This is a genomic window from Fulvivirga lutea (genome assembly GCF_017068455.1).
GTDB classification, from domain to species: Bacteria; Bacteroidota; Bacteroidia; order Cytophagales; family Cyclobacteriaceae; genus Fulvivirga; species Fulvivirga lutea.
On record NZ_CP070608.1, the window covers coordinates 3774450 to 3799912 of the forward strand.

At 38.6% G+C, this 25463-nt stretch carries 22 protein-coding genes; 15 read left to right on the plus strand and 7 right to left on the minus strand.

Going from position 1 to position 25463, the window contains the following annotated elements; all coding sequences use genetic code 11:
- Positions 1–257: 257 nt before the first annotated feature.
- On the plus strand, positions 258–911 hold the full coding sequence (locus JR347_RS16820) for a hypothetical protein (RefSeq protein WP_205721745.1): 654 nt from the start codon (positions 258–260) through the stop codon (positions 909–911).
- 259 nt (positions 912–1170) lie between these two features.
- Positions 1171–1764: a hypothetical protein gene (locus tag JR347_RS16825; RefSeq protein WP_205721746.1), complete on the plus strand. Its 594-nt coding sequence runs from the start codon at positions 1171–1173 to the stop codon at positions 1762–1764.
- 248 nt (positions 1765–2012) lie between these two features.
- Here JR347_RS16825 and JR347_RS16830 read toward each other — a convergent pair whose 3' ends face one another.
- Positions 2013–3038, minus strand: coding sequence for an IS110 family RNA-guided transposase (locus JR347_RS16830; protein WP_205721738.1), 1026 nt, complete (start codon positions 3036–3038; stop codon positions 2013–2015).
- 276 nt (positions 3039–3314) lie between these two features.
- Here JR347_RS16830 and JR347_RS16835 point away from each other — a divergent pair, with 276 nt between their 5' ends.
- The 4 genes from JR347_RS16835 to JR347_RS16850 all read left to right on the plus strand — a co-directional run bounded on the left by JR347_RS16835 (position 3315) and on the right by JR347_RS16850 (position 6224).
- Positions 3315–3794: a hypothetical protein gene (locus JR347_RS16835; protein ID WP_205721747.1), complete on the plus strand. Its 480-nt coding sequence runs from the start codon at positions 3315–3317 to the stop codon at positions 3792–3794.
- 333 nt (positions 3795–4127) lie between these two features.
- Positions 4128–4781, plus strand: coding sequence for a hypothetical protein (locus JR347_RS16840; RefSeq protein ID WP_205721748.1), 654 nt, complete (start codon positions 4128–4130; stop codon positions 4779–4781).
- A gap of 252 nt (positions 4782–5033) precedes the next feature.
- A complete protein-coding gene (locus JR347_RS16845; RefSeq protein ID WP_205721749.1) occupies positions 5034–5513 on the plus strand; it encodes a hypothetical protein in 480 nt (159 codons plus the stop codon).
- A 273-nt stretch (positions 5514–5786) separates the two neighbouring features.
- Positions 5787–6224 (plus strand): energy transducer TonB family protein, encoded by a 438-nt coding sequence (locus JR347_RS16850; protein ID WP_205721750.1) that lies wholly within the window; start codon positions 5787–5789, stop codon positions 6222–6224.
- 267 nt (positions 6225–6491) lie between these two features.
- Here the strand turns inward: JR347_RS16850 and JR347_RS16855 are convergent, their stop codons facing one another.
- The gene (locus JR347_RS16855) at positions 6492–7517 is read right to left on the minus strand and encodes an IS110 family RNA-guided transposase (RefSeq protein WP_205721738.1); all 1026 of its coding nucleotides are present in this window, start codon (positions 7515–7517) and stop codon (positions 6492–6494) included.
- Between the two features lie 309 nt (positions 7518–7826).
- On the opposite strand from JR347_RS16855, the gene JR347_RS16860 reads away from it, so the two are divergent.
- From JR347_RS16860 to JR347_RS16870, 3 genes are all read left to right on the plus strand, one after another.
- Entirely contained in the window at positions 7827–8435 is a 609-nt protein-coding gene (locus JR347_RS16860) for a hypothetical protein (RefSeq protein WP_205721751.1), read from the plus strand.
- A 12-nt stretch (positions 8436–8447) separates the two neighbouring features.
- Positions 8448–8867 carry a hypothetical protein gene (locus JR347_RS16865; RefSeq protein ID WP_205721752.1) on the plus strand — a complete coding sequence of 140 codons (420 nt, stop codon included), beginning with the start codon at positions 8448–8450 and terminating at the stop codon, positions 8865–8867.
- A gap of 289 nt (positions 8868–9156) precedes the next feature.
- On the plus strand, positions 9157–10647 hold the full coding sequence (locus JR347_RS16870) for an acyl-CoA thioesterase/bile acid-CoA:amino acid N-acyltransferase family protein (RefSeq protein ID WP_205721753.1): 1491 nt from the start codon (positions 9157–9159) through the stop codon (positions 10645–10647).
- A 111-nt stretch (positions 10648–10758) separates the two neighbouring features.
- Here JR347_RS16870 and JR347_RS16875 read toward each other — a convergent pair whose 3' ends face one another.
- Entirely contained in the window at positions 10759–14025 is a 3267-nt protein-coding gene (locus tag JR347_RS16875) for a WD40/YVTN/BNR-like repeat-containing protein (RefSeq protein WP_235689704.1), read from the minus strand.
- Positions 14026–14128: 103 nt separating this feature from the next.
- Here JR347_RS16875 and JR347_RS16880 point away from each other — a divergent pair, with 103 nt between their 5' ends.
- On the plus strand, positions 14129–14698 hold the full coding sequence (locus JR347_RS16880) for a pseudouridine synthase (RefSeq protein WP_205721754.1): 570 nt from the start codon (positions 14129–14131) through the stop codon (positions 14696–14698).
- On the opposite strand, the gene JR347_RS16885 is transcribed toward JR347_RS16880, so the two are convergent.
- Complete coding sequence (locus JR347_RS16885; protein WP_205721755.1) at positions 14695–15276, minus strand: hypothetical protein; 582 nt, start codon at positions 15274–15276, stop codon at positions 14695–14697. The two genes, JR347_RS16880 and JR347_RS16885, sit on opposite strands and share 4 nt — an antisense overlap.
- Positions 15273–16274, minus strand: a complete 1002-nt coding sequence (locus tag JR347_RS16890; RefSeq protein WP_205721756.1) for a hypothetical protein — start codon at positions 16272–16274, stop codon at positions 15273–15275. Before JR347_RS16890 ends, JR347_RS16885 begins: the two co-directional genes overlap by 4 nt.
- A gap of 163 nt (positions 16275–16437) precedes the next feature.
- Here JR347_RS16890 and JR347_RS16895 point away from each other — a divergent pair, with 163 nt between their 5' ends.
- From JR347_RS16895 to JR347_RS16910, 4 genes are all read left to right on the plus strand, one after another.
- Entirely contained in the window at positions 16438–17127 is a 690-nt protein-coding gene (locus JR347_RS16895; protein WP_205721757.1) for a hypothetical protein, read from the plus strand.
- 262 nt (positions 17128–17389) lie between these two features.
- Positions 17390–17602, plus strand: coding sequence for a helix-turn-helix transcriptional regulator (locus JR347_RS16900; RefSeq protein ID WP_205721758.1), 213 nt, complete (start codon positions 17390–17392; stop codon positions 17600–17602).
- On the plus strand, positions 17589–17915 hold the full coding sequence (locus JR347_RS16905; RefSeq protein WP_205721759.1) for a HipA N-terminal domain-containing protein: 327 nt from the start codon (positions 17589–17591) through the stop codon (positions 17913–17915). Before JR347_RS16900 ends, JR347_RS16905 begins: the two co-directional genes overlap by 14 nt.
- Positions 17905–18870 carry a HipA domain-containing protein gene (locus tag JR347_RS16910; RefSeq protein WP_205721760.1) on the plus strand — a complete coding sequence of 322 codons (966 nt, stop codon included), beginning with the start codon at positions 17905–17907 and terminating at the stop codon, positions 18868–18870. Before JR347_RS16905 ends, JR347_RS16910 begins: the two co-directional genes overlap by 11 nt.
- 41 nt (positions 18871–18911) lie before the next feature.
- Here the strand turns inward: JR347_RS16910 and JR347_RS16915 are convergent, their stop codons facing one another.
- A complete protein-coding gene (locus JR347_RS16915; RefSeq protein ID WP_205721761.1) occupies positions 18912–19499 on the minus strand; it encodes a phospholipid scramblase-related protein in 588 nt (195 codons plus the stop codon).
- 2 nt (positions 19500–19501) lie between these two features.
- Entirely contained in the window at positions 19502–21169 is a 1668-nt protein-coding gene (gene paaN, locus JR347_RS16920) for a phenylacetic acid degradation protein PaaN (protein ID WP_205721762.1), read from the minus strand.
- Between the two features lie 146 nt (positions 21170–21315).
- Between paaN and JR347_RS16925 the strand changes: the two genes are divergently transcribed.
- Entirely contained in the window at positions 21316–25458 is a 4143-nt protein-coding gene (locus JR347_RS16925; RefSeq protein ID WP_205721763.1) for a S8 family serine peptidase, read from the plus strand.
- Positions 25459–25463: the final 5 nt, after the last annotated feature.

Here is a 25463-nt window from a genome sequence, read left to right on the forward strand (position 1 = left end):
AAAAACAGTAGCTAACATGCTGTAAGAGCGCATTTGGACTTCACCGTACGAAGTCCTAAATACTTTGCTGCGGTTATACCGCACGTTTTGTGTTAGCATTTCACATCTACTTTCATCACTTAATTTGTGGACGACCAACTGGAACGCAGTGTTTCAAGCTTCGTATTGTGCAGCTAGGTTCTAAACCCAAATCGTGCTAGTTTTATACCTTGTAAAACAAGTAAACAAACGCGCCTTACAGGGGCGTTACCAGCAACATGAAGAAGTCTATTCAAATTCTACTAGTTTTATTCTGTTCATCTGCAAGTGCTCAAAATTACATTGAAGGATTTGTGCATACTTCTAACCTTGGAGATTACCACAAAAAAAAAGCTAATTTAATAAGCTCTGATTATCTTCTCCTAACCACTGACAATAATTATCTCCTTGAATACCCTAAGGATTTAGAATTGTTAATAGGGAAATATTGCAAAATCTATGGACATGAGATCGTTACTGATCAATGGCTTTTTGCATGTAAGGTATTTTCCGTTGACAGTATTGTTAAAATTGAATACAAGTACCAAAACTTAAACAATGAAGCTGCTATCGTATCTATAAAGAATTACCACAAAGCTACTTATGATAAGATACAGTTAGACACTTTAAGTGGAAAAATTATAAGATATCATAGATCTTCTCCAGATATTTCTGGAGATTATGCAGTCAAAATTGATACACCAATTCCATTTCAAAGTGAAGGAGATGACGAACCTCTTCAACTATATAAAATTCCACTCAACCACTTAGACCATGACATGCTTTTCAATTTGGAATCAAAATTCGTTTCCAAGCAACAAGTGACCCTGATAGGATACTTGTATAGTGGATATGGGCATATGCTGTACATGCAAGTTATTGAGATATACTAATATGCTGGTAACATGGCGTAAGAGCGCATTTGGACTTCACCGTGCGAAGTCCTAAATGCTTTGGTGCGGTTAGCCCGCACGTTTTGGGTTAGCATTTCACATCCACTTTCATCTCTTAACTTGTGGACAATTTATAAGGTCGGGGTGTTTCAAGCTGCTTCTTACGGAACTAGGTTCTAAACCCAAATCGTGCTAGTTTTATGCCTTGTAAAACAAGTAAACAAACGCGCCTTACAGGGGCGTTACCAGCAATCTAACTATGCTTATCCAAGTTTTTAATTTACGCAATCGACAAATTGAAGTCAGATGGAATGACTTAGAAATGCAGATTTATGAACGTGGAGCAATTGTTAAAAAAATTTCTAATTCGGATAATTTAAATGGCTATAAAACAGTCTTACACGATGGTTCTGAATTACAAATTCAATTTAGGTTTGCTACTGCCCACTCGTCATTAAATCTCTATTTAAATGGAGAGTTAATGGAAGGAAGTTCGAGCAATTCCACTAATAGAATAAAGTTCTATCCTCTTATCTTTAACATAGTTGGATTTGCCTTCTTGATAATCGGCATAGGGTATGCGTTTAACAATTCTTTTATAAGTGAAAAGAATGCTATTGTTTCATTTATAGATATTTCCATCGGGGCGTTCATATTAATTAGCTCTGGACAATTTCAAAAAACTAATTTTACTTGGTTCCATTTATTGACTAGAACATTACTAATAATCGCTCTAATAAGTTCTTACTTTTTACTTAGAGATTTATTTTACCAAAGTTTACTAATCATCTTTTCGTTTATTTTGACTCTGGTTGCAGTAAGTGACTATAAAAAAGCTGGTAACATGGCGTAAGAGCGCATTTGGACTTCACAGTGCGTAGTCCTAAACGCTTTGGTGCGGCTCGCCCGCACGTTTTGGGCTAGCATTTCACATCCACTTTCATCTCTTAACTTGTGGACAATTTATAAGGACGGGGTGTTTCAAGCTGCTGGTGTCGGAACTAGGTTCTAAACCCAAATCGTGCTAGTTTTATGCCCTGTAAACAAGTAAACAAACGCGCCTTACAGGGGCGATATCCATGATAAAAACAAGTAGTTTGTCTACTTTTTATCCAATTTCTCTACATAAGGTGTTCCTCGTTTTACCACTGCCACTATTCGATGTAGTAGTTTATTTCTCACAGCGTTAATAGCACTCATTTTCCCTTTTCCTTCTTCCACTTTTCGCAGGTAATATTCCCTAAGTTCCTGATGACAACGAATGGCATTCATTGAAGCCATATGCAAATGACTCTTCAATATCTTATTGGCAAATTGTGACGTGCCTGACGGGGAATGAATACTTGTACCACTCCGATACTCAAAAGGTGCCACACCACAATAGCAGGCCAACTTCCGACCATCTAGCATTCTAGTAAACCCATGGGTATAGACTATCAAGTCTATTGCCAATACTTTACCAACACTCTTTACCGATGTTATCAATTCGTAAAGTGCTCGTACTTCCCTATCGATACTCACCAGCTCCAACATCTTTGCCTCTACTTTAGCTAATGATTTATTCAGACCTTCTAGCGCCTGACGACACATCATGCGCATCTCACGTCCCGCTTTCTTATCAAAGTATTCCATTTCATTAATGGCCTTCTCCTGGCTCTGCAATCCTTTCATCAAACGCACTCGTGTACGCATTAAGTACTGGAGCCTGTCTAGGGTAGCGTGTGTCATCGTTACCAATTTAGCCTCTTTTTGGTGTGTATAGGCAAACATTGCAATCCGCTCAGCATCAATCTTATCGGTCTTGCCTCGTACTAGACCCATACTCCTTTTAATATGAAGTGATGACTCCATCCAAACTTTACACCCCCTACTTAGTAAGTACTTGACCAGATTACGGGTGTAAATACCGGTGTGTTCCATACAGAACAGAGTCTGGTTATCTACATCATTGCCTAAGCGTTTCATCCATTGTTTTAGCTTCATATAACCTTCCTTGGTGTTGGTCAATACTTTGCTCTCACAGCGATCTTGCGCTGTGTCGATCATGCAAACATCGATACTCTCTTTGCTTACATCTACTCCTACGATATAGGGGTAAAGGGTTTGGGTTAAAGCTAGTTTCTTCATAATTTCATTTAATTAATTCTAAACCTTGGTATTGGGACTACGCGGTGAACGTTCCCGGATATCCATTTGAACATGTAAATGAGAAGCAGGTTGCCAAATCGCCCCATAGGTCATTAACCTGGTTAGCGCATGGTTCCTAACCTGCTTCTTTTTTTAAAGTGTATTTATGGATAACTCTTTCGAGTTACCCACAAGTTCACTTTACAATAACCATAATGGATATCTTTGAATAATTATATCGACTCAATCTAAAGGTTGTGCACAATAAAACAATCTATGAAATATTTTTACTATTTAGTGGTTATTTTTTTGTTCCTTTTTTCATGTAATTACTCTGATAAACTAGAAACTAATGTAATTCAATTATCAGGAAAGTGGGACGGGAAATTAATATATACCTACCAAATAAATAATCCTGCCGACTCACTTGCTTCTTTGACAGAATATCTTGCTTCTTCGGAATTGGTTGAAGAAATTGAAATTGACTCAATGGTTTTTAACTTCTATGGTGATACTCTTAAAATTAACAGTCAAGGCAAGACAGTATATTATCACTATGAACTCGATTCTCTTGAGAAATCTGAATTAATACTTACGAAAAACGGAGAAATGACATTAATCAATATCTTAAAATTCACTGGTGACACATTAATAATGAATCAAGATGGGATAAGAATCTCAGAAGAAGATGATTTTAAAAGATTTGCTGGTAGTTATTTTATCTTGACGAAAAATAAAGTGCACAACATGATTTAAGAGCGCATTTGGACTTCACCGTGCGAAGTCCTAAATGCTCAGGTGCGGTTAGCCCGCACGTTTTGGGTTGGCTTTTCATAGCCACTTTCATCTCTTAACTTGCGGACAATTTATAAGGACGGGGTGTCTTAAGCTGCTTGTGGCGGAACTAGGTTCTAAACCCAAATCGTGCTAGTTTTATGCCTTGAACTAAAGTAAATAAACGCGCCTTACAGGGGCGTTATGGGGAATATGAGAATACACACATTTCTATCAATATTATTATTGCTGTGTCTAAGTTCCTGTTTTGTCTCCTCGACCAATGTCGGAGCATCCTATTACAGTATTAACGAAATGGAAGAATGGTATCCAATAGAAGATAATCAACCATCTATTGCGATGAAAGACACATTGTTGCTGGCGATATTTGATAAACTGCCTGCAAACTGGAATATTAAAGAAACTGAATCCTACATCCTTTTTGAGTCAAAGAAACCTGTTCAAATAACTTTTTATCAACGAAGTGAACCCTATGAATTCTCAGGAGATTCTGTCTACACCACTACCCCAAAATTAAAACTCACCAAATTTGAGATCACAGATACAACCCAAATTCTCAATTCAATAAACAAGCTCGATTCCCTTGAGCAGATAATCCGGATAAACCCTGATTGTGTTTTTGACCCTTGTTCGCAACCCTCAATTTCATTCGTTCATTTCAATACTTTGTGGAGACAAAAAATGTACGATAAAAGGCAAGTCAGAAAAGCAAAACGAAATAGAAAGCCGTGTAAAGATTTCGATAATAGCTCGGTACAAAGTGAATATCAAAGGTTAACCAAATCAACACCAAGACTTTTTTCAGAAGGTTTGGCACTTGGGGATCTAAAAACTAATTGGACATACTGCTCAACAAATACGCAAGTGAACATTAAGCCTGAACGAATGGCGTCTGAAATTGAGAGCATTGTAGAATTGATTAACTCAACTTTCAAAAAATCCCCATAACAAATTGTAATAGCGCATTTGGACTTCACCGTGCGAAGTCCTAAATGCTTTGGTGCGGTTAGCCCGCTCGTTTTGGGTTAGCATTTCACATCCACTTTTATCTCTTAACTTGTGGACTACTTGTAATTACGGGGTGTCTTAAGCTGCTTGTATCTCGACTAGGTTCTAAACCCAAATCGTGCTAGTTTTATGCCTTGTAAAACAAGTAAACAAACGCGCCTTACAGGGGTGTTAGCAGCAAGGGATTAGACCATGACAACTACGACAATCATTACATTGCTTTCAATTATATTACCTTTAATTGGGGCGGGCATTGGCTACTTGATTAAGCAAAATATTGAAAAACGAAAAGAGCTTTTATCGGAAGTTCATAAAGAAAGACGAGAGTTGTATCAACAATTTGTCAACTTGATTGTAGACATCTTTAAACAAAGTAAGGCAAAGAAGGACATAGATAAAGAATTCATCAACACTCTCTATGAAATTTATAAGAAATACATTTTATATGGCTCACCTGCAGTAATTAATTCATTTGCGGACTTCTTTCAATATCTCTACTCAACAAATGAAGTTCAAAAATCGGACACTAAGATTATGCTTGAATTACTTTCAAGAATAATGGTCGAAATGCGTAAAGACCTCGGTCTAGAAAATAAAGGCTTAGGACAAAATGGAAACCAATTATTGAGAGCTATGTTTACGGACTATAATAAAATAATGGAGCAAAAGTAGTTACATAGCTGCTAACATAATGTAAGAGCGCATTTGGACTTCACCGTGCGTAGTCCTAAATGCTCGGGTGCGGCTAGCCCGCACGTTTTGGGTCGGCATTTCACATCCACTTTCATCTCTTAACTTGTGGACAATTTATAAGGACGGGGTGTCTTAAGCTGCTTGCATTGCGACTAGGTTCTAAACCCAAATCGTGCTAGTTTTATGCCCTGTAAAACAAGTAAACAAACGCGCCTTACAGGGGCGTTATGGTGCACTAACTCAGAAGATTCCATGAAGAAGTACTATTTCATTTTATTTCTAGGTTTAATTAGCAATTTATTATCTGCACAGATAAATGACAGGCTAAAAGGTAATTCATCTGATAATCTTCAGATTGTTGAACAGAGTGCAAAACCTAATGGTGGATATGCTAAACTTTATAAATACTTAAACAAGAAGGCAAAATTTCCAAAGGACTATGACTATCCCAATGACAAGGGTGAAGTATATGTACAATTTATAATAGATGAATCTGGCAAAGTTGACAAGAATTCAATCTCTATTCCTGACAAATCTAAACTTGAAGGAAAAGCGTGGATTTTAACTGATAATTATTTTACGGAATTGGCAATTAAAAAGATTGAAAATATGCCTCCATGGATTCCAGCTGAACATAATGGACAAAAGGTTAAGCAAATGATAATGCTGCCAATTACATTCAGGAAGTAGCACCATAACAAGCTTTAAGAGCGCATTTGGACTTCACCTTGCGAAGTCCTAAATGCTCGGGTGCGGTTAGCCCGCACGTTTTGGGTTAGCATTTCACATCCATTTTCATCTCTTAACTTGTGGACAATTTATAAGGACGGGGTGTCTTAAGCTGCTTGTATTGGGACTAGGTTCTAAACCCAAATCGTGCTAGTTTTATGCCCTGTAAAACAAGTAAACAAACGCGCCTTACAGGGGCGATATCCATGATAAAAACAAGTAGTTTGTCTACTTTTTATCCAATTTCTCTACATACGGTGTGCCTCGTTTTACCACTGCCACTATTCGATGAAGCAGTTTATTTCTCACAGCGTTAATAGCACTCATTTTCCCTTTTCCTTCTTCTACTTTTCGCAGGTAATATTCCCTAAGTTCCTGATGACAACGAATGGCATTCATTGAGGCCATATGCAAATGACTCTTCAATATCTTATTGGCAAATTGTGAGGTGCCTGACGGGGAATGAATACTTGTACCACTCCGATACTCAAAAGGTGCCACACCACAATAGCAGGCCAACTTCCGACCATCTAGCATTCTAGTAAACCCATGGGTATAGACTATCAAGTCTATTGCCAATACTTTACCAACACTCTTTACCGATGTTATCAATTCGTAAAGCGCTCGTACTTCCCTATCGATACTCACCAGCTCCAACATCTTTGCCTCTACTTTAGCTAATGATTTATTCAGACCTTCTAGCGCCTGACGACACATCATGCGCATCTCACGTCCCGCTTTCTTATCAAAGTATTCCATTTCATTAATGGCCTTCTCCTGGCTCTGCAATCCTTTCATCAAACGCACTCGTGTACGCATTAAGTACTGGAGCCTGTCTAGGGTAGCGTGTGTCATCGTTACCAATTTAGCCTCTTTTTGGTGTGTATAGGCAAACATTGCTATCCGCTCAGCATCAATCTTATCGGTCTTGCCTCGTACTAAACCCATACTCCTTTTAATATGAAGTGATGACTCCATCCAAACTTTACAGCCCCTACTTAGTAAGTACTTGACCAGATTGCGGGTGTAAATACCGGTGTGTTCCATACAGAACAGAGTCTGGTTATCTACGTCATTGCCTAAGCGTTTCATCCATTGTTTTAGCTTCATGTAACCTTCCTTGGTGTTGGTCAATACTTTGCTCTCACAGCGATCTTGCGCTGTGTCGATCATGCAAACATCGATACTCTCTTTGCTTACATCTACTCCTACGATATAGGGGTAAAGGGTTTGGGTTAAAGCTAGTTTCTTCATAATTTCATTTAATTAATTCTAAACCTTGGTATTGGGACTACGCGGTGAACGTTCCCGGATATCCATTTGAACATGTAAATGAGAAGCAGGTTGCCAAATCGCCCCATAGGTCATTAACCTGGTTAGCGCATGGTTCCTAACCTGCTTCTTTTTTTAAAGTGTATTTATGGATAACTCTTTCGAGTTACCCACAAGTTCACTTTACAATAACCATAATGGATATCTTTGAATAATTATATCGACTCAATCTAAAGGTTGGCGGTAATATTTTTTATGAGTCGTGGGACAATTTCATATGACATTAAACTTGTGAACTCTATATATCGGAGTAACAATGACGCGTTGATACGACTGGCAAAGAAGACCATAGAGAATAATAAGACTGAGTTTGATGCCTACATTAAGAATTTAATTGCCTCGAAAGGCGCCCAGGCTGACAACGAATTATTCTCTGAATTAAGTAATATCGACTGGATCTTCTTAAACTCGATATTCTTAGCGCTTTACAGCAACTTTGAAAACTTGATTTACAAATTGGCGAGAATCGTTGAGAATCAGAATTCGGGACAAATAGGAATTGAGGACATAAGAGGTCAAGGGTATATTGACCAATATAGAAAGTATATGCATCTAGTTGGAAAAATTGAATCAGCTAAGAAAGACGAGATGTGGGATGAACTTGATATATACCGACTAGTAAGAAACAAATTAACCCATGAAGGTGGATACTTCAATAAAAGTTTAAAATCAAAACTTGAAGACAAAAAGGGATTCAAATACCTAATTGACAATAAAGTATTGCTAGCAGGTACTTTCGGACATATTCGACTGAGAGAGACTTTTTTCTTAGAGAAATTTTGTGGCCTAACAAATAAACTGCTGGACAGACTATTAAAGGACATTGGAGTTTCGGAGTAAAAATACTACCACATGAATATCAAGACTTTCTTTTACACACTTGTAATTAGCATTTTACCCTTACTTGGATATTCTCAAGGGGATACAAATAATCTATTACAACTAAACACTTGGGGATTGCACAGCCTAATTGAAGTAGACTCGGTTGAAACAGATGGAGTTTTAGGCGATTCAGATTCAAGATTGACTTTTAAAAGTGATGGGACTTTATTAGAATTTGATTCTGGTATCGAGCGAAACTATAATTGGAAACTCATATCAGATTCTGTTATAGAAATAAGAAAAACCGAATCTGAAGTTCAAGAAAAGTACAAATCATTTCTACGGCTAGAACAGATAAAAACTATTGAGAAGGTAGATAGCTCAAATCTAATCCTAACAACTGAGCCAATTAACGGGATTCGATATCGGTACCACTATATGAAATTTTAGAATTTCTAAAACTACCGCCAACATGGGCTAGCAGCGCATATGCTAAAGTGCTTTACTGGTTTGTGACTGCTCCTCGCCCATTCATTCTGTGTTTCCATTCTTGGCTTTTAACTATAGGTCTTCCTTCAGCTGCTTTCAGGGCGTAAGCCCTCGAGCAGACTCGGGCGGCAAGGGGTGCAGAAAGGTCTTTGCCAAAGGCTCTGCAACTTGGCTCAAAACACAGAATTCATTACTTTGCGTGCAAATCAGCCTAGGTAGCACACAGCGCGCTAGCCGGGCGTTATCAGTAATGAAAATAGGCAAAATACTGATTGGAGTAGCGAAAATTTCTTTGCTGCTTTTCCTTACGCTACTGATAGTAGGATTATGTTACTCTTATTTGGTGCCATTACCAGTTGCAAGTGGTGAACATCAGTTGCTTATTTCAGAACTTGAACCATGCCATACATTACCACTAACTAATGAAAAAGATATTATGCTCGAGGTGACTCCAAAAGTTTCATATTTTGATGAGAGCATTCAAATAAGAGTAACGGGACTTACTCCAGAAAAAATAGGAACCTTGAAACTCGAAGTTGTGGATTCAAAAGGAACCCGATGGGAATCTTTGGCCTGTTTTAAGTCAAACCAGGATGGAGAAATAACACCTTCTACTCAAGCACCTTTAAGTGGGAGTACATATAGTGGCATTCAAGCGATGGGTCTTTTCTGGTCACTGAAACCAGAAAAACTAATCAGATTTGATGAACGGACTGATCTTAAGTTTATAATCAGCTACGAATCGATTGGGTCAGAAACTTTGTATGATACAATCGTAAAAAAATCCTACCATAACCTTCAAAAAAATAATATCATCAAAGAAGAATTTCGGAATGAGTTTATTGGTAACATTTATTTTAAGCAAGGAAAGGAACAAAGACCAACTGTAGTTTTATTAGCTGGTTCCAGTGGTAACTTTCAGGATAGAAAAGCTTCTTATCTTGCTGCTAAGGGATACAATGTGTTAGACTTGAAGTACTTTGGAGCAGAACATTTACCTAAGAAACTGGAAGAAGTGCCTTTAGAATATCTTAATGAGGCAATAGATTGGTTAAAACAGCAACCTGCTGTAGATACATCTAAAATTGCTTTGATGGGAAGATCTAAGGGAGCGGAATATGCTTTATTATACGCTTCAAAATACGATAATATTCAAGCACTTATTTCCATAGTTGGTTCGAGTGTAGTCTGGAGTTCAAAAAACTATATCAAATCTTCATGGTCATATCAACAACAAGAAGTTCCTTACGCAAGAGGATCGCTTATAGAAGCTATCAAATTTTTAAAAAAATCGAAAGGGAAAGCTCAAAATCAGTTGCCATACATGTTAAGTGCATTCGACAAGAGAAAGAGAATAAAAAAGGCATCAATCGCAATAGAGGATGTTAAGTGCCCAGTATTATTGCTTTCTGGAAAAGACGATCAGCAATGGCCTTCCAGTATGATGAGCGAACAATTAGTTGCACGAGCTTATGCCAATAATTTCAATTATCAAATTGAACACTTTGCATATGAAAATGCTGGACATGAGTTTGATGCGACACCGAATGTTCCACAGGTCGATTTTTCAAGTCTGACCATCTGGAAGTCGGGAGGTAATTTTCAAGGGAACGCCCTGGCATCAATTCATTCATGGAACCAGGTATTAACTTTTTTGAACATAAATTTGGGAATAAATCAGATTGATGAAGAAAAGATGCTGATAACAAACAATAAGTTCCATGAGCAATCTGAGATATGAGCAAATTTCTGCACGAAACATTAACATTAGAATCAATATGAAAGGGTATGCTCACTGAGCTTATCTGAGCGTTCAACAAATTCAGCAAAAGCAGAAACCTAAATCACTTAACTACTCCAACCCTCTCCCTGGAGTATAAGGAGCTCCAGCCTCCTCTAAACTTTTTTCAAAAGCGGCCAGATTGTTAGCATAGGTTTCAAACTTCTTTACAAAATCCGCTATTTGTTTTGTACCTGATTCAATACTTTGCTTCTGGGTTTCTGTTGGTAATTGAGTGGTATTCCAATGGCCGTACACCACCTTCCATACATAATCACTAATAGATGGCGTAGTAGATTCATCTTTACCCTGTCGTGTTGCATCACCAAACAACACTTCCCTTAATTCCGTCAATTGTGTATTGAACTCCTTAAGTTTCTTAAAGAATTCGGGATTAAGGCTCGGTGTTTGGGTAATAGCAGCGTCAATATGTCTTAATTTGCTGCTTACCTCACCCAACTTATTGCCTGCCGCCCCTAGTTTTCTTGATAATTCATTGGTCTGTTTTGTGAAAGCTGCGTATTCAGCATAGTTCACATTTTGCGGTAGATTTGGGGTTGGCTTCACGACAAACTCCTGCGCTTGGCCTTGCGCCACTAGGTTGCCGTTCTCTACCAAATACAGCTCTGCACTATACTTACCAGGAATGGCCATTGGCCCTTCAGGCGAACCTGCCCATGGCGGCACAAAAGCCGGCTGCGATAAACTTATCGGGTCAGGTGCTGGGATTCTCAAATCCCAATTAATTCTATGTACCCCTTTTTTAGCCGCACCATTCAACCAGCGCACGGCATTTCCATTTTCATCTTTAATTAAAATCAATACCTCTGGTTTATCTTCTAACGACTCAGCCTTGAGCGTTGCCCAACCCGGAAAAGGTATATTAGCACCTTGCTCTTTTAAACTCTTCTCTTTCTCTTCACGCTTCTCTTCAGACGTTTTAGGCACTTCGCTGATGTAATAAGTGATCAATGCTCCATGAGATGGATTGGGTGTTTTGAAGTTAGAAGATCCTGCCGAAGGGCCACCAGTGGCCTGATACGGCGCATTAGGAACAAACCACCATGCATCTCGTATTGGAAATAAAGTATTGTTAGAAACCTTTCCTGCTTCACGCAACGCAGAATAGTCATCCAATACAAAAACTCCTCTACCAAAAGATGCTCCTACCAAATCGTTATCTCGTTCGTGCAATTCAATATCTCTGAAAGGAATGGTAGGTACGCCTGCTCCTAATTTTAACCAGTTAGTGCCCTTGTTAGGTGAATAGTAAATACCATACTCCGTTCCTATAACTAATAGATTTTGATCTACATGATCTTGCTTGATAGACCAAACGATCGTGTTGGCTGGTAAATCTCCATTAATTGCTTGCCAAGATTTACCTCTATCAGAACTCATGAAAAGATAGGTGGTGTAATCACCTATTTTATGAGCATCGGCTGAAGCAAACACAGTATTTGCATTATGCTTAGAGGCCTCAATATCATTTATAAACGACAGTTCAGGCACTTTAGGAAGGCTTTGGGCTTTACGCCAGCTTTGGCCTCCATCTTCAGTAACCTGAATTAATCCATCATCAGAACCTGTGTAAATAAGCCCTTTAGCAATTGGCGATTCCGATATGGAGGTAAGTGTCGAGAACTTGGACATCGCGCCATTGTCATACAAAGCATCCACACTTGGCACATTATCCATCATCTTTAATTCATACCTATTTTTGTTAGTGGTTAAATCGCCACTTATGGCTGTCCATGAATTGCCTCGATCTGTACTTTTCCAAAGCCGTTGTGATCCGAAAAATAATGTTTTATTATCATGCGGACTGATCAGTACAGGGCTGTCCCAATTATATCTTTCAGGAGGATCATTCGGCTGAGGCTGAGGTTGTATCATCAGAACCTCCTCTGTTCTTCTATCCAACCTGAAAAGCAGTCCGTTCTGAATCTCCATATACACGATGTTCGGATCTGTCGGATCTACAGCACAGTCATATCCATCGGCACCTAAAGGCACGTACCAATCCTGGTTTCTAACGCCTTCAGTATTCATGGTTCTGGATGGGCCAATTAATGTACCCAAATCTTGCGCACCCACTACCACATTATAAAATGGCTCTGAATTATCTAAAGCGGCTTTATAAAATTGAGATATAGGCAAGTTTTCAAAATGTCTCCAAGTAGCTCCTTCATCAAACGACTCATACAGGCCGCCATCGGTTCCAGCTATTAAATGGTTGCCGTTATCCGGATCAATCCACATGGCGTGATTATCACTGTGCTTAGTTCTACCATTGGTCAGGTAATCAAAGGTTTTTCCGCCATCTCTGGTCACATGTAAGAACACATCCATTTGATACACTAAATCCGGGTTACTTTGCGAAGCCTCAATTTCCTGGTAATAGTGTGGGCCTGTTCCACCGGAAATGTAGCTATTCATTTTACTCCAGCTTTCACCTTTGTCATCCGACCGATAGAAACCTCTCTCTTCATCATTCGCTTCTATAGTAGCAAATACTCTTTGAGGGTCAGCAGCTGTTACTGCTAAACCTATTTTTCCCATATCGCCAGAAGGCAAACCCGTTTTAACTTGTTTCCATGTGTAGCCGTTATCGGTAGATTTATAAATACCAGATTTCGGTCCGCCTGCAAGTAGCGACCAGGTATGTCTTCTTCTCTGGTATGCAGCCGCATATACTACATCCGGGTTAGAAGGATCAAATTCAATGTCAGTTACTCCAGTATTCTCATCAATTTTTAGCGCCAAGTTCCAGGACTTCCCACCATCAATACTTTTGTACACACCACGTTCGCCACCGGCTGACCAAAGCGGGCCTTCTGCCGCTACCATGATCACATCACTATTTCTTGGGTCTATTAAAATTTTACCAATATGTTCGGATTTCTTGAGCCCCATATGCTGCCAGGTTTTACCGGCATCCATACTTCTATACACACCATCACCCCAACCTACATGTCGGCCACTCACATTTTCTCCAGTACCTACCCATAAAATAGTTGGATTGTTAGGGTCGATAGTAACACACCCAATCGAGTAGGATGCCTGATCGTCAAAAATTGGTTTCCAGGTAATACCACCATTGATCGTTTTCCAAACATTGCCAGAGCCTGCAGCTACATACCAAGTGTTTTTATCTTTTGGGTTTACTGCAATATCGGATATTCTGCCACCCATGAGTGCCGGTCCAATTTCCCGCAGTTTCAGACCTTTTGCCGCTTCTTTGTGCACATCATTCACCGCTTGTGCATAAATGTCGATAGTAAGAAGTAGGCTAACTAGAAATATAAATGCTGATTTGAGTTGGACTTTTAACATCATCTATTGTTTTGATTTGTTTGCTTTGAGTAATGATTCAATAATTTATCAATTTAAGGCTTATTTTTAATACCCAATAACCGCTCATATAAAAGCAGATCCAGCCTTGAAAAAACACCGCCATTTTATTCTCAATAAGCCTTTTGGGTATCTCTCACAGTTTGTGAATAATCAGAACAGGCGCAAGAACAAAAAGTTACTGGGCGAGCTTTATGACTTCCCCGAGGGAGTGATGGCTATTGGAAGGTTGGATGAAAAATCAGAAGGTTTATTGTTATTAACCACTGATGGAAATGAAAGTGAAAGAGTAAGAAGTAAGGAAGTTGAGAAAGAGTATTATGCTGAAGTTGATGGTGAAATAACAGATGAGGCTATAACTAAGCTGTCTCAAGGTGTAGAAATTGGATTTGAAGGAAAAAGGTATGTCTCGCTACCCTGTAGAGTTGTAAAACTTCAAAATTCTCCAAATCTGGAAGAAATACCTGTTCAGAAACACAGAACCACAAGTTGGATATCCATAACAATAACTGAAGGTAAATTCAGACAAGTACGCAAAATGACGGCCGCAGTGGGTTTTCCAACTGTCAGGTTGCTACGCGTACGAATTGGTACTATTCATCTTAATGGACTAAAACCGGGAGAAGTAAAGGAAGTAGATGCAATTCAGCTAAACTAATTGGCACTATACAGTTTCAATCGTAACAACTCTAAAATAGAGTATTTAACTGCCGGGTTTTGAACATTTGTTACACCATATCGCTGGTCTGTTAAATCGGCAATATCAGCGATTTTAAATACAGGCCCCTCCACATCTACACCATCGAGCGTGCAATTGCTAGAGAAAACCAATCGAATGTATTTCAATTTACGCTCCTGTTCGTAGGTAACGTTATTTCGCTGCATCTGCTCCACAATCTCAAATTCATATTGCATGCATTTTAGTACATGGCCATCCACAGGAACGGGCTTGGCATTTTCACATTCCCAACCTGGAGAAGTTTGCATTAAAGCACGAAAAGCACGTTCAGTCATACCGAAATGATATAAAAACTGTGAGTAGCTAACCGGTACATTGGTTTTTTTTGGATAATACGCATCAATATCTCCCCTGCTGAATGCATCGATGAGGATTTTAGGAATTTCAGCGGCCATTTGATTTTGCTTCACCTCAAGATTTACACGAGACACGATTTCTTGTGCCGTCATATCAGCGAAACAACTAATTAGTAATGTTATGATCATAATCTTTTTCATCTCATTCCTATTAGGTTAGATAATTCATTGGCCTCATTCGGCACCGGCCCTTCCAACTCCAGTTTAAAAGTGAGCTCACTTTCCGGCTCTCCGAGTGTGGGATAATCATTCAGTTTAAAAATTTCACCCTCCTCGCCTATCGTAAACATGGCGTATTCCCTGTCTTTAATAAGAGTAAAGTCATCTTTCCAATTGTATTCATTAAAATAGATGACGGTATTAAGATCTTTGTAGATCACATATACTTCCGATTTAATGGGTTCATTATCTCCATTTACAAATTCAGGAACATAAGGAACAAACACCTCATCAGTAATTATTTTGTCATAATTATATAAGCCAAAATCAAAAATTTCCATGGTTTGAAAAGCCACTTGCCGTAGCGAGTCCTTACGAGCCCAGGCCGGATCCACAAACCATTCATCGTCCCAGCCGGGCTCAAAAACCTCAGCTTCACTTTGGGTTTCAACAATGCTACTGCCCCATAAATCATCATCCTGTTCTGTTAAAAGCAAGTTTTGAATTCTATTAGTATAAGAATCCCAATGATTTGTTTCTGAGTTATACTTATACCCTTCCATCATCACATCTACCTCATTTCGCTCCATAGCTAATCGGACTACAATTGACCGATCTTCATGCACCTGGATCGTATCAGACCCATTTAGACAATAGATTTCAAACATGCCATTGGATTCCAGTTGATAGGTTTTACCCATCAGTTCGGTTGTCATTCGGTAGCCGTTGATAGCCGTTTGTACAGGGGTGCGAATTTCGCGGTACAAAAGAGATACTGAATCTACTTTATTGACATCTACCTCAAAGGCCTTGCTTGGAATATAAATTAGACTACCAGAATGATGAATAATTTTCGCACAATTGATGGTGCTTACACGATACTCTGAAAAGCTTGATTTGAGATTAGCTAGCTTATTTTGAGCAACTAAATTCGATTGAACTAGTGCCAAAGCAAGAAGACAGAGTACTATTTTTTTCATGGGCGCTTCTTTCACAAGCACTCAAGTTACAAAAAGTATGATGGGATAGCAATAGAGTGATCTCTAGCTGAAAATAGTTAACTATGCAGTCAATTAACAAATGAGGATTAACTAATCTAGTTATTACTCAAACTTCATTAATTATGTTGCCAAGCTCCGATATATGGAAATCATCTCAACTATAACAGAAATTCTTTTTATTGGGTTGGCTTTCGCAGCAATCATTACAATCATTAAATATCCAAAAGACCTAATAAGGGCCTTTATTAATTTTATAAGACCAACTTCCTTTAATCTTGTTAGTTTTCTATTTTACCCGCTTTGGCTAATTATTAAAAGCGTTGACAAGGCTTTTCGCTTGAATTTGATTGAAGAAACTGAAGGACTTTATGAAGTAAAGTCTGACGAACCTTATAAAGCAACTAAAAAATTAAAGTTCGATTACCGAATTGGTGATAAGTATATAATGGCAGCTATCGATGGCTTAGAACTGGAAAAAGTAATGCGAGAATTTAATGGTTATTTAGGAGATGTAGAATTTAAGGACTTTACCTTAATTCAAAATAATCCTGCCATTTTTAAACTTCCTGATTCTATTTCCTTTATTGACTTTATTCTTCTGGTTCAGCATGTATGTACAGAATTAGACAAAATTGATTCCTACGGTTTTTTTAAGTCTTTGGACTTAAGCTTTTACTGTTATCAGGATTCAAATACACTTCATAATATTATTGGAAAAACAAATTCTGATGACCCATTTTCTATTTATACTTTGGATGATTTGAATGATGATACCCATTTGCGCGTGAATAACAGCTTATTGGTAAGATCAATGAGTATAAAGGGTGTTTAATTGCACCTCTCGACTATATGCGAATACATATAAATCAGTAATAAAGAGAATAATTATATTTAGAAGCATATAATTAAGCAGCAAAAGGTTTTGGTATTTCAATGAATCAATTCATTATACCCTTTCGGGTTCATTCCCTTTCAAGATGTTCATAATTATATCAGTACGGGTATAATTTTAATAAATTAAGCAATTTTATACCCGTTAAGGTATAATTACAGAATTATTAATTACATTTATACCCGATTGGGTATAATAAAGCATGAAAAACTTAAGTCAGTTTGTTAAAAATAAGCGAAAAAGCCTAGGGTTAACTCAGGAAGATCTATCCTTCAAAGCAGGTGTAGGGCTCCGCTTTGTTCGAGATTTGGAGCAAGGTAAGAAATCATTAATGGTTGATAAAGTCAACCAGGTGTTATCATTATTTGGTTATGAACTAGGGCCAGTACCAACAGAAAGACATGAAGAAAGCTAAGGTTTACATGCATACCCAGTTGGCCGGAGTATTAACGGAGGATGAGAATGGCTACCATTTTAACTATGACCCAACTTATTTGGAGCAAAATGATTCTGAGTCCATTAGCCTGACACTACCACTATCAAGTGAAGGCTATCATAGTCAATTTCTTTTTCCTTTTTTTGATGGTTTAATACCGGAAGGTTGGCTATTAGACATTGCACAAAAAAACTGGAAACTTAACCCAAGGGACCGAATGAGCATACTATTAAAAACATGCCATGATTGCATAGGAGCAGTTTCAATACAACCTGAAGACAATGAAAACTAAGTGCCTCTATTGTTATAAAGAAATTGATTCAGAAGGATTAAAAACTACTGCTGGCTCAAAAGGTTATCATGAAAAATGTAGCAAGAAATTCTTTGGCAATGTTGTTCCTCCAGTACTGGATTTTACTGAAGATGAAATTCTGGAGTTTGCTGAACAAGTGATCAAAAGTCAAAAAACGGTAACTGGTGTTCAACCCAAGTTATCACTTGGTCTATCAGAAAACTCCTCTTCCACTGAACGATTTACAATTGTAGGGTTAAGGGGTGAGTATATCTTAAAACCTCAGACGACTACTTTCAAGCATCTGCCAGAAATTGAAGATTTAACAATGCATCTGGCCGAAATGAGCAAAATAAAAACGGTAGAGCATTCTTTGATCAGGTTAAAATCTGGTCAATTGGCTTATATCACCAAAAGAGTAGATCGAAATAAAGGTGACAAGTTTCACATGGAAGACATGTGTCAACTAACAGAACGCTTGACTGAACACAAGTACAAAGGATCGTATGAACAAATAGCAAAAGTCATTCATAAGTATGCCGCCAATCCGGGGTTGAATGTAACAGACTTCTTCGAAATAGTATTGTTTAGTTTTCTTACAGGCAATAATGACATGCATTTGAAGAACTTTTCTTTACTCAAAAGAAACTCTGAATATAATTTATGTCCTGCTTATGATCTTCTCGCCTCGGAACTTGTGGTTGAAGGCGATGACGAAGAACTAGCACTCAACTTAAATGGAAAGAAAAGAAAGTTAAAAAAGAAAGATTTTGAAATAGCTATGAAAGGCGCTGGCCTTGATGAAAAGGTAATTGAAAACATTTTCAAAAAATATAAAAAACTATTTCCAAAATGGGCTGTTTTCGTTAATCACAGCTTTTTAAACGATGAGATGAAAGAAGCGTATCAGGAGTTAATAAATCGTAAAGCCCAGCAGCTAGAACTTGAAAATTAAAATCTATGCAATTATTCTTCGTTTGAATTGCTTCCGAGGCATTATTCCTTCAACACCATATCAATACACATAACCGCAGCCAGAATCAGGATTCTCAATCGGTTATCCTGAGGGACGGATTCATCAATCTTCAACATGTAATTATCGGCTGAAGTAAATAATTCCTTACCGAAGCCCGACCACTGTTTACTCACATGTGCAAACTCATGACCCTCTTTCACAAACTTAAAATCCCAGCTAGTCCATTTACCTTTGAGCGTACAAACCACCTTATTGTTCATATCCAGAAGATTGAACTTGCCGCCTATTGAAAAGAATTGCTGTTTGAATTTACCTACCAGGTTATCTTTCTCGTCAAACACATCTACAGTGGATAAAAAGAGAGAAATACCTCTTTTCACTTTGATGATCTGCTCACCGCCCGGAGTGGAAATAACCACTTCGAAGGGAGTCATTCGTTTATAATCTGTAAAGCGAAACATCTTGGTAAAGAACCCAAGATTGGGTTCTCTACATTCCAATATTATTTCCTGCGTTTCAGGATCATAAATATCATAATTGTTTGATGCCTTGAACATGCCTACATGTTCTTTAACAAAAAAGAGGTTTTTATTAAGTATCGGGTGCATTCTTAAGCTTTAACAGGTTCTCTATGCCCTACCCACGTAAATCGCTTAATCACATACTCAGGGTTAGTAAATGACGCATTACCTGCCGGGTTACCGCCAGTCACATGAAAATCACTAAAGCCGGCATTCTGATTCATATAAATACCCCCAACTAAGTTGAAACTAACCGGAGTAGCCGCTAATGACATTTGATCAGCGATCATTTCTTTCGTATCGGCATCAGTACTATACGCACCGCAAGAAATGGCCCCATGCTTAATGGCCATATCTTTAGCCAAAGCAACTGATTCTTTCGTGTCTTTAGTCTTCACTAAAATGACAATTGGGCCAAACAGTTCAGAGCTGAATTTTTGCTTATCGGCAGCATCCATGGTTAAAACAGCCGGAGTTGCAATTCTTGCATCTTTAAACATTGGATTTTCAATTGAACGAGACTCCAACAGTACCTTACCTCCCAACTGACCAATAGTTTCCACTCTTTCGCATGTATTTTTATTCTGAACCGCACCTAACACAAACGGACCTGCTTTTGGATTACCTACTAATCCATTAATATTCTCAACTAGTTTCGCTGCGAACTCATCAAAAGAAACGTTGCCATCGGGAGTATTAATACCACCTTCCGGAATGTAGAAATTCTGAGGTGCAGTACACATCTGGCCGCTGTAGAGTGTTACTGAGAATGCCAGGTTGGCCGCCACTTTATCGATATTTTCAGCTGAATCTAAGATCACAGAGTTTACACCCGTTTTCTCTGTAAATACCGCCTTGCCTGAAAGGCCTTCCAAATAACTACCGAAATGCGAGTTACCAGTAAAGTCAATCACTTTCACTGCTTCGTGCTCTGCCAATTCCTTAGTGATGGTTTTATCATATGTATCTACAGCCAGCTGACAGATATTTGGATCCATATTATTCTCAGCTAAAACATTCTGTATTTCTGCTACGAAAATCGCCATTGGTAAAATCGCGCCCGGGTGAGGCTTTACTATTACAGGATTACCTGTTACCAAACTTGCATAGACGCCCGGCACACTATTCCATGTAGGGAAAGTGGAACACCCAATAACAAGGCCAAGACCTTTCGGCACAGCGCGCCATTGCTTATCTAAAGTAATATTGAATTTACCCATCGGTTTATCCCAAACCACATTTTTAGGAAACCTATTAAGTTCTTCGTAGCCTGCCGCGATGGCTTCTAACGCTCTATCAGCTGCATGCGGACCCGATGCCTGAAAGGCCATCATGTACCCCTGGCCGGTAGTATGCATAGTGGCATAAGCTACCTCAAAAAATCGCTCTTTCACTCTCTCAAGGGATTCTACCAAAATTCCTGCTCGGTCATTTACATCCACTTTTCTCCAGGAGTTGAAAGCGGTTAAGCCTCTCTCAACTAAGGTCTCCACACCAAAAGCAGGATACTGAATATTCAAAGGAGTTTGCATGTATGGCGACTCCTCTACACCTATCCATGATTTTGGATTTTCTTGTTTTAGTTCTTCAAACTTCTTGCCTACGCTAGCTTGAAATTTCTTTCTGCCATCCGCGTCAGCTGTTTCACCATATACTGATGGTGATGGATGCTCCGGATAAGCTGCGAAAAAAGTTCTTTCGTGTAGCGCTTTTACGGCTTTATCTAAAATATCTTTATGCTTCGAATATAAACTCATAAGAATTGTGTTTTATCAATGATTAGGATAGCGAAGATAAGCCATCTTACATTAAAATCTCAACCGATTGCACCAGCGAAATGTTATTGTCTTGGGGTTTACCATTTGGCGATTCGATATATTTAAAACTGAATCTAATTTTAGTGTTGAAAAGGCTTATATCCATATTCTTTTTATTGATACTTTCTGCGCCTGTTCTGATAGGTCAGAAAAGAACATATGAGCTACCCAAAGGCGTTAATGATAGTCAGTATGATGCCAATACCATTATTGTAAAACTGAAGTCCGGTGAGCACAAGGCAAAATCCTTAGCGAACACAGAGCTTTTCAGTAAACCTCCACAAGCCGCTTTACTCCATACAGCCCAAAAAAATAATCACCCGCTATCTTCCATTTATAAAGTTCAGGTTGAAGAAGGAAAGTCCGTATTGGAAGAAATTAATAGATTACTTAGCTATGATGAGGTGGAATATGCAGAACCTTATTTCAATCATAGGCCACTATTATTACCGAATGATCCGGGCGCCAATCCAACTACTGGCGCACAATACTATTTAAATAATATCAGGGCCTATGATGCCTGGAGTATTGAACAAGGAGATTCTACCATTGTCATTGGAATTTTGGACTCCGGAGTTGAGCCCAATCATACTGATATGGTCAATCAAATTGCCTATAACTTCAATGACCCTATCAATGGTATTGATGATGATGGCGATGGGTTGGTTGACAATTTCGCTGGTTGGGATATTGCGGATAACGATAACAATCCCGTGGCGGATGTAGATGTGCATGGAACCGAGGTTGGGGCTGTATCTTCCGCCCGAACGAATAATGGAATTGGTATTGCTGGAACTGGCTATAAATCAAAATTCCTGCCTATTAAAATTTTCACTTCGCCAGCCAACAATTTCAAATTTGGTTATGAAGCTATTGCTCTGGCTGCCGATTTAGGTTGTAAGGTGATTAACCTATCGTGGGGTTCTGCGGGTTCTTTCTCACAATTCGGACAGGATGTAATTAATTATGCCGTGTTGGAAAAAGATGTAGTGATCATTGCAGCGGCAGGAAACACCAATGAAGAATTGGATTTTTATCCCGCTTCATTCGATAATGTAATTTCCGTAAGTGCCTCAGACATCAACGATGAAAAAACATTCTTCGCGACCTTCAGTCATAAAGTAGATATGGTGGCACCAGGCATTGAAATATATACAGCCACCAATGGAAACACCTATGGAGGTGGCAGAAGTGGCACTTCCTTTTCGGCTCCGATGGTAGCAGGGGCAGCTGCGCTGGTAAGAGCGCGTTTTCCTGATTTATCTGCACAGCAAGTAATGGAAAGACTCCGGGCAACGGCTGATGATATCTACACCATTGGCACTAACTCAACTTATGAAGGCATGCTCGGCAAAGGGCGACTTAACATGCTCAGAGCACTTACGGATGTCACGCCTTCTATTCGTATCGATTCTTCAAATTATACGAATGGGCTAGGCAATTTTGCCTATCGTGGAGATACATTGGAACTCCATTTTCAATTCAAAAATTATTTGGATGCATTTCAATCAGGTGAGATTACGATCAGCAGCAATTCACCACATGTAACATTTCTAACCAACACTTTTAATGTTGCATCACTAAGCACATTGCAATCTACCGACAATTTTGACGAACCATTTCAGGTAAAACTTTCAAACAATACGCCACCAGATACGGAGCTTGTTTTTAGGCTAGATTATACCGATGGTGTTTATGAAGATTTTGAATATATCTCTATCGTAACCTCATCCCCACATACGATTATTCAGGGCAATAATTTAGCGATGACGGTTACATCTGATGGTGATTTGGGTTATGATGCAGACTTTTTAAATGATGGAATAGGCATTCAGTTCGAAGGTGAGCTAGTTGCAGATAATACTGGTCTCATACTATCTTTTAGTCAAACAGAAGTGATTGATAATGCGCCTACTAATTTCTCATCTGCCATTAAAGATTCAGATTTTGAAGTAATTGAGCATATTAAAAGAAACCAAAATGGGTATGCTCCTATTGAAGCTAAATCGGTTTTTAATAATGGAGATACCATACGCATTGAGCAAACTTCACTTTCGAACGATCAGGATGATTTCATTATTCAGGATTATAGAATAGTAAATACAGGCAGTCAATCATTCAACGATTTTACACTTAACCTATTTTCGGATTGGAATATTGGTGATCAAGACTTCAACAGGGCTTCCTGGTCTGGTGCACATAAATTGGGATATATCCACAATGGAACTACCTATGTGGGCATAGCCTTAATTTCCAATCAGGATTCTGTTTATTCTGCTGTAAACAATCGTAATTTCAATGGAAATAGTGCTGATATTCCTGCCACTTTGAATGATAGTGTAAAATATGCGCATACCTCAGCAGGAATTCTTCAAACAGAAGCCGGTGAAGTGAATACCGGTAACGATGTTTCTCATTTTATTGGTGCTCAGATAGATTTACTCGAAGTAAATCAGGCAGAGAAAGTAACGTTTTGCTTCGTGGCAGGGCACTCGCTTGCAGAGTTGATCGATTTGGTGAGTAAGGCCAAAACTTTTTATTCGGATCATTTGGCGAATCCTCCAATAGTAGCCATTGCAGAAACCTGTGTGGGCGAGCCTGCCATTATTAACCCTTCGGATGGCACTCTTTACAATTTCTATTCAGATGTAGAATTAGCCAACTTACTAGAATCTGGGGAGTCATTCACCACGGGTCCAATAACTTCTCCCACAAAATTCTATGCCATTAACAAAGACAATGCATTTGATAGCGATGTGTACACTGTTATCGCAAAGCCTAAATTGGTAGAAGCTGATTTTAGTGCCAACCCATCGCCTCTTTTGCTGGATGAAACAGGCAACTCAATAGTAAGATTTACAGATTTGAGTGTTGATGGCGCAAGCTGGCACTGGCAGTTTGATAATGGCTTTACTTCCAATGTAAAAAACCCACAGATGAATTTCACTTCCACAGGCATGTACAACATCAGCCTGAATGTAACTAATGATATTGGCTGCTCGGAAACAGTGATAAAAAGTATCGAAGTAGCTAACCGAAGCAACTTGCCAAATATAGCTGATGTGAGTATTTGTAAGAATGAAGAAGTCACTTTCACCGCCACGAATGCTACTGATCTTGAGTTTTACTCTGATGAACAGCTAAGTAACCTGATATCCTCAGGAACTTCATTTACTAATCAGTATGAAAAAGACACTTCACTCTATGTAATAAGCACCGACTCAGTTTATCAAAGTAACCCCAAGCACGTTCGTATTCATATCGATGATGTAACAGCTGATTTTACTTTCCATCCTGACACATTAGATATTTCAAGCACCAACCTACTATCATTAAAATCAACCTCCATTGATCAGGTACTGGACATTTGGTATATCAATAACGAACTGCTTTCAACCCAAGCTGAACTGACCTACCCTTATGAATCTACTATACCGTTTGAGTTAATGTTGGTAGCAGAAAGTGCAACTTCGTGCACCGATACGCTGCGCGTTACCATTACTCCTGAGGTAAGTAGTATTCCTGTTTTCAAGAACATCGACATTTGCGCAGATTCATCGGCCATTATAAATCCGGAAGGGCATTTTTTACATTTTTATTCTGATGAAGCACTTACTCAATTGCAACATAAAGGGTCTGAAATTCTATTAGCCACTATTGAAAAAGATACCATCATATACATCACCAATAATGCCTCTCTTATTGAAAGTGCACCGCTAGCAGTCGCCATTAATGTCAGCGACATTGAAGCTCGTTTTACTACCAACCCTGAGGCACTAAATTTAGCTGAAGCTTCAGAGGTCAATTTTACCGATCAATCAATTGATGCGATTGAATGGGTTTGGATTTTGGAATCAGACACCATCAGTACCGATCCTAACTTCAGTTTTAATTTTTCTGATATAGGCCAATATACGGTTGAGCTATGGGTGCGCGATGAATTAGGGTGTATAAATAATACATCTATTTTATATCAGGTAGAAAGCATTACTTCTTTAGCTAATGAAGCCGAAGAGTTTAACATTTATCCCAATCCTACATCAGATTTTCTCAGTATTCAGGGAGAAGGAATTAGTAGTATCCGACTATTTAATTCGGAGGGTCGTCAAGTTACTGACACTATTCAATCGACCAATACCATTAATTTGAAGCATTTAAAACCCGGTATTTATCTATTGGTGATCGAAACACATTCAAAAATCTATCATCGTAAGATTATTAAAAATTAGGGGTA